This window comes from Aquabacterium sp. A08, from assembly GCF_011742065.1.
The window spans coordinates 1-9,284 of sequence record NZ_JAAQQT010000586.1 but is presented as its reverse complement, the minus strand read 5'-3'; the positions used below and the strand labels follow the sequence as shown (position 1 = coordinate 9,284).

8 protein-coding genes and 3 tRNA genes are annotated in these 9,284 nt (G+C 68.1%); 10 read left to right on the top strand and 1 reads right to left on the bottom strand.

The annotated features are described in order from the left end of the window. A partial coding sequence (gene uvrA / locus HA630_RS07705; RefSeq protein ID WP_208300016.1) for an excinuclease ABC subunit UvrA occupies positions 1–2,923 on the bottom strand: 2,923 nt, incomplete at its 3' end. Positions 2,924–3,329: 406 nt separating this feature from the next. On the opposite strand from uvrA, the gene trpE reads away from it, so the two are divergent. The 10 genes from trpE to HA630_RS07655 all read left to right on the top strand — a co-directional run. Beyond that, a complete protein-coding gene (gene trpE, locus HA630_RS07700; RefSeq protein WP_166833867.1) occupies positions 3,330–4,829 on the top strand; it encodes an anthranilate synthase component I in 1,500 nt (499 codons plus the stop codon). Continuing rightward, entirely contained in the window at positions 4,826–5,404 is a 579-nt protein-coding gene (locus tag HA630_RS07695) for an aminodeoxychorismate/anthranilate synthase component II (RefSeq protein ID WP_166833865.1), read from the top strand. The genes trpE and HA630_RS07695 overlap by 4 nt, the downstream gene beginning before the upstream one ends. Positions 5,405–5,436: 32 nt before the next feature. Continuing rightward, complete coding sequence (gene trpD / locus HA630_RS07690; protein ID WP_166833863.1) at positions 5,437–6,477, top strand: anthranilate phosphoribosyltransferase; 1,041 nt, start codon at positions 5,437–5,439, stop codon at positions 6,475–6,477. A gap of 5 nt (positions 6,478–6,482) precedes the next feature. Beyond that, positions 6,483–6,629 carry a hypothetical protein gene (locus tag HA630_RS07685; protein ID WP_166833861.1) on the top strand — a complete coding sequence of 49 codons (147 nt, stop codon included), beginning with the start codon at positions 6,483–6,485 and terminating at the stop codon, positions 6,627–6,629. Next, positions 6,622–7,419, top strand: a complete 798-nt coding sequence (trpC, locus tag HA630_RS07680) for an indole-3-glycerol phosphate synthase TrpC (protein ID WP_166833859.1) — start codon at positions 6,622–6,624, stop codon at positions 7,417–7,419. Before HA630_RS07685 ends, trpC begins: the two co-directional genes overlap by 8 nt. Positions 7,420–7,421: 2 nt before the next feature. Continuing rightward, on the top strand, positions 7,422–8,210 hold the full coding sequence (locus tag HA630_RS07675; RefSeq protein ID WP_371809228.1) for a uracil-DNA glycosylase: 789 nt from the start codon (positions 7,422–7,424) through the stop codon (positions 8,208–8,210). Positions 8,211–8,223: 13 nt separating this feature from the next. After that, positions 8,224–8,309: transfer RNA gene (locus HA630_RS07670), tRNA-Tyr, on the top strand. A 65-nt stretch (positions 8,310–8,374) separates the two neighbouring features. After that, positions 8,375–8,448: transfer RNA gene (locus tag HA630_RS07665), tRNA-Gly, on the top strand. A 57-nt stretch (positions 8,449–8,505) separates the two neighbouring features. Beyond that, positions 8,506–8,580: transfer RNA gene (locus tag HA630_RS07660), tRNA-Thr, on the top strand. A 51-nt stretch (positions 8,581–8,631) separates the two neighbouring features. Then, positions 8,632–9,284, top strand: a 653-nt coding sequence (locus HA630_RS07655) for a GTP-binding protein (protein WP_166833857.1), incomplete at its 3' end; no start/stop codon positions are given.

Sequence of the window (9,284 nt, the reverse complement as noted above, 5' to 3'; positions counted from 1 at the left end):
AGGCCACCACCGTGCCCCCGCCCGAGCCGCCCTCGGGCCCCATGTCCACGATCCAGTCGGCGGTCTTGATCACGTCCAGGTTGTGCTCGATGACGACGATGGTGTTGCCCGCGTCGCGCAACTGGTGCAGCACCTTCAGCAGCAGTTCAATGTCGCCAAAATGCAGGCCCGTGGTGGGCTCGTCCAGAATGTAGAGCGTGCGGCCGGTGTCGCGCTTGCTCAGTTCCTGGGCCAGTTTCACCCGTTGCGCCTCGCCGCCCGACAGGGTGGTCGCGCTCTGGCCCAGGCGGATGTAGCTCAAGCCCACGTCCAGCAGCGTCTGCAGCTTGCGCTGTAGGGTGGGCACGGCGTGGAAGAAGGCGTGGGCCTGCTCCACCGTCAGGTCCAGGATCTGCGCGATGTTCTTGCCTTTGTACAGCACCTCCAGCGTTTCGCGGTTGTAGCGCTGGCCCTGGCACACGTCGCACGGCACGTACACGTCGGGCAGGAAGTGCATTTCCACTTTCACCACGCCGTCGCCCTGGCAGGCCTCGCAGCGGCCGCCCGCCACGTTGAAGCTGAAGCGCCCCGGGCCGTAGCCGCGTTCGCGTGCCGTCGGCACCTCGGCCATCAGTTCGCGAATGCCGGTGAACAGGCCGGTGTAGGTGGCCGGGTTGCTGCGCGGCGTGCGCCCGATCGGGCTCTGGTCCACGTTGATCACCTTGTCAAAGTGCTCCAGCCCTTCGATGGCCTCGTGTGCCTCCGGCTCGTCGTGGCTGCGGTACAGGTGCTGCGACACGGCGCGGTACAGCGTGTCGTTGACCAGGGTCGATTTGCCCGAGCCGCTCACCCCCGTCACACAGGTGAACAGCCCCACGGGAAAGTCCACCGTGACCTGTTGCAGGCTGTGGCCACGGGCGCCCACCACGCGCAGGGTTTGCAGACCGCTGGCGCTGGGGGCGGCCACCGTTTTTTTGCTGGGCCAGGCGCTCGCCTTGGCGCCTTTTTTGGCCGGTGCCACGGGCTCGGGCGCTTTCTCGGGCAGCCACGGCGTGCGGCGGGCGGGCACTGCAATCGCCTTGATACCGCTGAGGTATTGCCCGGTCAGCGAGCCCGGTGTGGCCATCACCTCGGCGCAACTGCCCTGCGCCATCACCCGGCCGCCGTGCACGCCGGCCCCCGGGCCCATGTCGATCACGTGGTCCGCCGCGCGGATCATGTCCTCGTCGTGCTCCACCACCAGCACGCTGTTGCCCAGGTCGCGCAGGTGTTTCAGGGTGTCGATCAGCCGGTCGTTGTCGCGCTGGTGCAGGCCGATGCTGGGCTCGTCCAGCACGTACATCACGCCGGTCAGGCCGGAGCCGATTTGTGAAGCCAGCCGGATGCGCTGGGCCTCGCCGCCGCTCAGGGTTTCGGCGCTGCGGTCCAGGCTCAGGTAGTTCAGGCCCACGTCGTTCAGGAACTTCAGCCGTGACGCGATTTCACGCACCACCTTGTCGGCGATCTCGGCCTTGGCGCCGGTGAGTTGCAGCGACTGAAAATAGGCCTGTGCCTGGGCCAGCGTGATGCGGCCAATGTCGAAAATGGCGCGCCGCTGCTCGCCAGCGCCCACGAACACGTGGCGCGCCTCCTTGCGCAGCCGGGTGCCGTGGCAACTGGGACAGGCGTGGGTGGCGCGGTAGCGCGCCAGTTCCTCGCGCACGGTGGCGCTGTCGGTTTCGCGGTAGCGGCGCTCGAAGTTGCGCACAATGCCCTCGAACGGGTGGCTCTTGGTCACGCGTTTGCCGGCCGAGGCGCCCGAGTCCATCACGTAGCTGAAGGCAATCGCCTCGCTGCAGGAGCCGTACAGCAGCACCTGCTGCACGTGCTCGGGCAGCTGTTCCCACGGCGCTTCGGCGTCGAAGCCGTAGTGGGCGGCCAGGCTTTCCACCATGGCAAAGTAGTAGCCGTTGCGCCGGTCCCAGCCCTTGATGGCGCCGCTGGCCAGGCTCAGCGTGGGGAAGGCGACCACGCGCGCCGGGTCGAACACCTCGGTGTGGCCCAGGCCGTCGCAGGTGGGGCAGGCGCCCACCGGCGAGTTGAACGAAAACAGGCGCGGTTCCAGCTCGCTCAGCGCGTAGCTGCACAGCGGGCAGGCAAAGCGCGCGCTGAACAGGTGCTCGGCGCCGTTGTCCATTTCCAGCGCAATCGCGCGGCCATCGGCCAGCTTCAGCGCGGCCTCGAAGCTTTCGGCCAGACGTTGCTGCGCGTCTGTTCTGACTTTCAGGCGGTCCACCACCACGTCCAGATCGTGCTTTTCCTGCTTGTTCAGCGCCGGCATGTCGGCCGCGTCCAGTACCTGCCCGTTCAGGCGAAAGCGCACGTAGCCTTGGGCCTGCAGCTCGGCCAGCGTGTCGGCAAACTCGCCCTTGCGGTCGCGCGCGATCGGGGCCAGCACCATCAGCTTGGTGTCTTCGGGCAGGGCCAGCACGTGGTCCACCATCTGGCTCACCGTCTGGGCCTGCAGCGGCAGGTCGTGCTCGGGGCAGTGCGGCGTGCCGGCGCGGGCGAACAGCAGGCGCAGGTAGTCGTGGATTTCGGTCACCGTGCCCACGGTGGAGCGCGGGTTGTGGCTGGTGGCCTTCTGCTCGATGCTGATGGCCGGCGACAGGCCTTCGATCAAATCGACGTCGGGCTTGTCCATCAGCTGCAGGAACTGGCGCGCGTAGGCGCTCAGGCTTTCCACGTAGCGGCGCTGGCCCTCGGCGTACAGCGTGTCGAACGCCAGGCTGGACTTGCCCGAACCGCTCAGCCCCGTGATCACCACCAGCGCGTGCTTGGGGATGTCCAGGTCGATGTTCTTGAGGTTGTGGGTGCGGGCGCCGCGCACACTGAGCACGGGCTGGCGCCAGGCGTCGCGCAGGTAGGGGCCGGCGGCCGTGCCGTGGACGGCATCGGCCGGCAAGGGCGCAAGGGCGGGCGGGGTGGGGAGCGGCTCGGTCACGGGGTCTGTCCGTCAAAAGGGCAACCCGCCATCATAGAGCGCCAAGCCGGCCGCGCCCAGTCCGGCCGGCGGGGGGCGTTGTGCACCGGCCGCACCGGCGACGCAGGGGCGACGGGCCATCGGCCTTTGCTACACTGTGGACCATGTTCATTCACGGCATCCGCTTCACCGCCCGCCTGGCCCCGCAATGCGGCCGGGAGGCCTGGCCCTGGCGCAAGCCATAAGTTGCGCGCCACTCCCCTGGGTCGCCAGACCCACCGCGCGGCCCGCGGTGCTTGCCGTCTGCCGCGCCCTCACGCCCCGCCCGGGGCACTGGTTGAATGAACGCCGCCCCGCTGCCCGGGGCCGAGCTGCAGGAGGCTCACCCGTGATCACCGAAACCGAATTCCAGGACCTGGCCCGCCAGGGCTACAACCGCATCCCGCTGTCCACCGAAGCGTTTGCGGACCTCGAAACCCCCTTGTCGCTGTATTTGAAGCTGGCCCACGTGCAGGACGGCGGGCGCAACAGCTTTTTGCTTGAGTCCGTGGTGGGCGGCGAGCGCTTTGGCCGCTACAGCTTCATCGGCCTGCCGGCGCGGGTCTGGCTGCGTGCCCATGGTTTTGGCGCCGCCGCGCGGACCGAGGTGGTGCGCGACGGCGAGGTGGTGGAAACCGTGGCCGGCAACCCGCTGGACTTCATCGAGGCCTACCAGCGCCGCTTCAAGGTGGCGCTGCGCCCCGGCATGCCGCGCTTCTGCGGCGGCCTGGCCGGCTACTTCGGCTACGACACCGTGCGCCACATCGAGCACAAGCTGGCGCACAGCTGCCCGCCGGACGACATCGGCATGCCCGACATCCACCTGCTGCACTGCGAGGAGCTGGCCGTCATCGACAACCTGTCGGGCAAGTTGCACCTGATGGTGTACGCCGACCCGACCGAGCCCGACGCCTACGGCCGCGCCGAAGCCCGCCTGGCCGAGCTCAAAGCCCGTCTGCGCGTGCCGGTGCAGGTCCCTGAGGTGCACCCGTCGGCCCCCGCCACCGAAATCCGCCCCTACGCCAAGGCCGACTTCCTGGCCGCGGTGGAGCGCGCCAAAGAGCTGATCCGTTCGGGCGACTTCATGCAGATCGTGATGGGCCAGCGCATCAGCAAGCCCTACACGCAAAGCCCGCTCAGCCTCTACCGGGCGCTGCGCACGCTCAACCCCAGCCCCTACATGTACTACTACCACCTGGGCGACGCGCAGGTGGTGGGCTCCTCGCCCGAAATCCTGGTGCGGCAGGAAAAGACGCTGGATGGCACCAAGGTCACTATCCGCCCGCTGGCCGGCACCCGCCCGCGCGGCGCCACGCCCGAGGCCGACCAGGCCGCCGAGCAAGACCTGCTGGCCGACCCGAAAGAGCGGGCCGAGCACGTCATGCTGATCGACCTGGCCCGCAACGACATCGGCCGCATCGCCCAGACCGGCAGCGTCAAGGTGACCGAGGCCTTCGCCACCGAGCGCTACAGCCACGTGATGCACATCGTCAGTAACGTGGAAGGGCTGCTGAAACCGGGCCTGAGCAACATGGACGTGCTCAAAGCCGCCTTCCCGGCCGGTACCCTGAGCGGCGCCCCCAAGGTGCACGCCATGGAGCTGATCGACCAGCTGGAGCGCACCAAGCGCGGCGTCTACGGCGGCGCCTGCGGCTACCTGAGCTACGCCGGCGACATGGACGTGGCCATCGCCATCCGCACCGGCGTCATCAAGGACGGCTGGCTGCACGTGCAGGCCGCCGCCGGCGTGGTGGCCGACAGCGTGCCCGAACTGGAGTGGAAAGAAACCGAACACAAGGCCCGCGCCGTGCTGCGCGCCAGCGAACTGGTCGAGGAGGGCCTGCAATGAGCCGCACCAAAGTCCTGATGGTGGACAACTACGACTCGTTCACTTACAACATCGTGCAGTACTTCGGCGAACTGGGCGCCGAGGTCGAGGTGTTCCGCAACGACGAGATCACCCTGGAAGGCATCGCCGCGCGCGCGCCCGACCGGCTGGTGATTTCGCCCGGCCCCTGCTCGCCGGCCGAGGCGGGCATTTCCGTCGCCGCCATCCAACATTTCGCCGGGAAGCTGCCGATTTTGGGCGTGTGCCTGGGTCACCAGAGCATCGGTGCCGCCTTCGGCGGGCAGATCGTCCGCGCCCAGGAGCTGATGCACGGCAAGACCAGCGTCATCACCACCACGCAAGAGGGCGTGTTCGCCCACCTGCCGGCCCAGTTCACCGTCAACCGCTACCACTCGCTGGCCATCGAGCGCGCCACTTGTCCGGCGGTGCTCAAAGTCACCGCCTGGACCGACGACGGCGAAATCATGGGCGTGCGCCACACCGAACTGGCCATCCAGGGGGTGCAGTTCCACCCCGAGTCCATCCTGACCGAGCACGGCCACGCCATGCTGCAGAACTTCCTCGACCAGGCCTGAGGCCGTCCGTTCCCGCCGCTCCCGGAGCCCCCATGCACACCCACCTGATCACCCCCCAGGAAGCGCTGCAGCGCGTCATCGAGCACCGAGAAATCTTCCACGACGAGATGCTGCACCTGATGCGCCTGATCATGCGCGGCGAGATGTCGCCCGTCATGATGGCGGCCCTCATCACCGGCCTGCGCGTGAAGAAGGAAACCATCGGCGAGATCACCGCCGCCGCGCAGGTGATGCGCGAGTTTTCCACCAAGGTGGAAGTGGCCGACAAGACCCACCTGGTCGATATCGTCGGCACGGGCGGCGACGGTTCGCACACCTTCAACATTTCCACCTGCGCCATGTTTGTGGCCGCGGCGGCCGGTGCCAAGGTCAGCAAGCACGGCGGGCGCAGCGTCTCCAGCAAGTCGGGCAGCGCCGACGCCCTGGAGGCCTTGGGGGTCAACATCAACCTCAAGCCCGAAGCCATTGCCCGTTGCATTCAAGACGTCGGCATCGGCTTCATGTTCGCGCCCAACCACCACCCGGCCATGAAGAACGTGGCCCCGGTGCGCAAGGAGTTGGGCATCAAGACCCTGTTCAACATCCTCGGGCCGCTGACCAACCCGGCTGACGCGCCCAACATCCTGATGGGGGTGTTCCATGCCGATCTGGTCGGCATCCAGGTGCGGGCGCTGCAGCGCCTGGGCGCCGAGCACGCGGTGGTGGTCTACGGCAAAGACGGGCTGGACGAGGTCAGCCTGGGCGCGGCCACCCTGGTCGGTGAACTCAAGGACGGCCAGGTCACCGAGTACGAAATCCACCCCGAAGACTTCGGCCTGACCATGGCCAGCAACCGCGCGCTCAAGGTGGACACGCCCGAGCAGTCGCGCACCCTGTTGCTGGGCGTGCTCGACAACCAGCCCGGCCCGGCGCGCGACATCGTGGCGCTCAACGCGGGCGTGGCGCTCTACGCCGCCAACGTGGTCGGCTCCATGGCCGACGGCCTGGCGCTGGCCCGCGCTACCCTGGCCTCGGGCGCCGCCAAAGCCAAGCTGGCGCAGTTCGTGACCGCCGCCCACGCGCTCGCCGCCTGACCCCCGTGTGGCGCGACCCCGGCACCTGGATCGCCCTGGGCGTGTCGGCCCTGTTCGTGGCCGTCGCCGTGGTCCTGCACCGCGTGTTCCTGCGCATCCTGCAACAAGGCGAGCCGCCCCCGCCGCCCAACGAAAAGCCTCCCCATGAGTGACATCCTGAACCAGATCGTGGCCACCAAGCGCGAGGAAATCGCCGCGGCCCTCCAAAAGCACCCGCTGGCCGCCGTGCGCGAAGACGCCGAATCGCGACTGCTCACCCGCGACTTCGTCGGCGCCCTGCGCGCCAAAATCGGCGCCGGCCTGCCCGCCGTCATCGCCGAGGTGAAAAAGGCCAGCCCGTCCAAGGGCGTGATCCGCGCCGACTTCATCCCGGCCGACATCGCCCAGAGCTACGCCGAACACGGCGCCGCCTGCCTGTCGGTGCTGACCGACCGTCAGTACTTCCAGGGCAGCCCCGACTACCTCAAGCAGGCCCGCGCCAGCTGCGACCTGCCGGTGCTGCGCAAGGACTTCATGGTGGACCCCTACCAGGTTTACGAGGCCCGCGCCATGGGCGCCGACTGCATCCTGCTGATCGCCGCCTGCCTGGACGACGCGCAGATGGCCGACCTGGAGGCCCTGGCCCTGGGCCTGAACATGGCGGTGCTGGTGGAGGTACACGACCGCGCCGAACTGCAGCGCGCGCTGCGGCTCAAGACCCCGCTGGTCGGCATCAACAACCGCAACCTGCGCACCTTCGAGGTGACGCTGGACACCACGCTGGGCCTGCTGTCCGACGTGCCCGCCGACCGCCTGCTGGTGACCGAAAGCGGCATCTTGGGCCAGGCCGACGTGCAGCGCATGCGCGACGCCGGCGTGCACGCCTTTCTGGTGGGCGAGGCCTTCATGCGCGCCGACGAACCCGGCCGCGCCCTGGCCGACCTGTTCGGCCTGCCGGCCTGACCGTGCCGCGCGGCCACACCCCGTCGCTGTTCGATGCCCCGGGCGCGCCCGAGGCGCCACGCCTGGCCGCCTGGGCCCCGGACGACTGGCCGGTGGCCGACGACTGGCGCCCCTGCCTGGACGCGTTCTGGCCCAGCCCGGCCGGCCAGCGCCTGGCGGTCCGCCTGCGCGAGCGCCTCGCCGCCGGCGCCACGGTGTACCCGCCCCAGCCCCTGCGGGCGCTGGCCCTGACGCCGCTGCACGCGGTGCGCGTCGTCGTGCTGGGGCAAGACCCTTACCACGGCCCCGGCCAGGCCGAGGGGCTGGCGTTCTCGGTGGCGCCCGGGGTCCGGCCGCCGCCGTCGCTGCGCAACCTTTTCAAGGAACTGGCGCGCGATCCCGCCCTGGCCCCGCACCCGCCATTTGCCGGGCGCAGCGGCAGCTTGGCGGGCTGGGCGGGGCAGGGCGTGCTGTTGCTCAACACCACGCTCACGGTGGAGGCGGGCGCCGCCGCCAGCCACGCCGGCTGGGGCTGGGAAGCCCTGACCGACCGCTTGATCGCCGCCTGCAACGCCGAGGCCCGGCCCAAGGCTTTCCTCCTCTGGGGTGCGCACGCACAGGGCAAGGCCGGCCTGATCGACGCCGACCGCCACCTGGTGTTGCGGGCCAACCACCCGTCGCCGCTGTCGGCGCTGCGCCCACCGCAGCCCTTCATCGGCTGCGGCCATTTCGGGGCGGTCAACCGCTGGTTGGCAGAAAAACACGAAAAAACTGTCGATTGGTTTGTTGACTTTCAAAAAACGGTGGCATAATTTGAGGCTCGCCGGAGAGGTGCCCGAGTGGCTAAAGGGGGCAGACTGTAAATCTGTTGGCTTACGCCTACGCTGGTTCGAATCCAGCCCTCTCCACCAGCGAAACTTTTGTAGCGCGGACGCAGGTTCCGCAGTAGCGCGGTCCGGTTGTCGGTCGGCGAACTGCGGGAGTAGTTCAATGGTAGAACCCCAGCCTTCCAAGCTGATGACGCGGGTTCGATTCCCGTCTCCCGCTCCAGCAGAGGTTTCGAGGGTTGTTGGCAACAATTACCGATAGCAGCCGTCAGGCTGTTATGCCCATGTGGCTCAGTGGTAGAGCACCCCCTTGGTAAGGGGGAGGTCGGCAGTTCGATCCTGCCCATGGGCACCAAATCCATAGGTGTGTTTGTAGTTTCGGCAATTTTCAAATCGGAGCTGAAAAATGGCAAAAGAGAAATTTGAGCGGACCAAGCCGCACGTCAACGTCGGCACCATTGGTCACGTGGACCACGGCAAGACCACCCTGACCGCCGCCATCACCACCGTGCTGGCCGCCAAGTTCGGTGGCGCCGCCAAGGCCTACGACCAGATCGACGCGGCTCCGGAAGAAAAAGCCCGCGGCATCACCATCAACACCGCCCACGTGGAATACGAAACGGCCAACCGCCACTACGCCCACGTCGACTGCCCCGGCCACGCCGACTACGTCAAGAACATGATCACCGGTGCCGCCCAGATGGACGGCGCGATCCTGGTGTGCTCCGCCGCCGACGGCCCGATGCCCCAGACCCGCGAGCACATCCTGCTGTCGCGTCAGGTCGGCGTGCCCTACATCATCGTCTTCCTGAACAAGGCCGACATGGTGGACGACGAAGAGCTGCTGGAGCTGGTCGAAATGGAAGTGCGCGAGCTGCTGTCCAAGTACGACTTCCCCGGCGACGACACCCCCATCATCAAGGGTTCGGCCAAGCTGGCGCTGGAAGGCGACAAAGGCCCCCTGGGTGAAGAAGCCATCATGAAGCTGGCCGACGCCCTGGACAGCTACATCCCCACCCCGGAACGTGCCGTCGACGGCGCCTTCCTGATGCCCGTGGA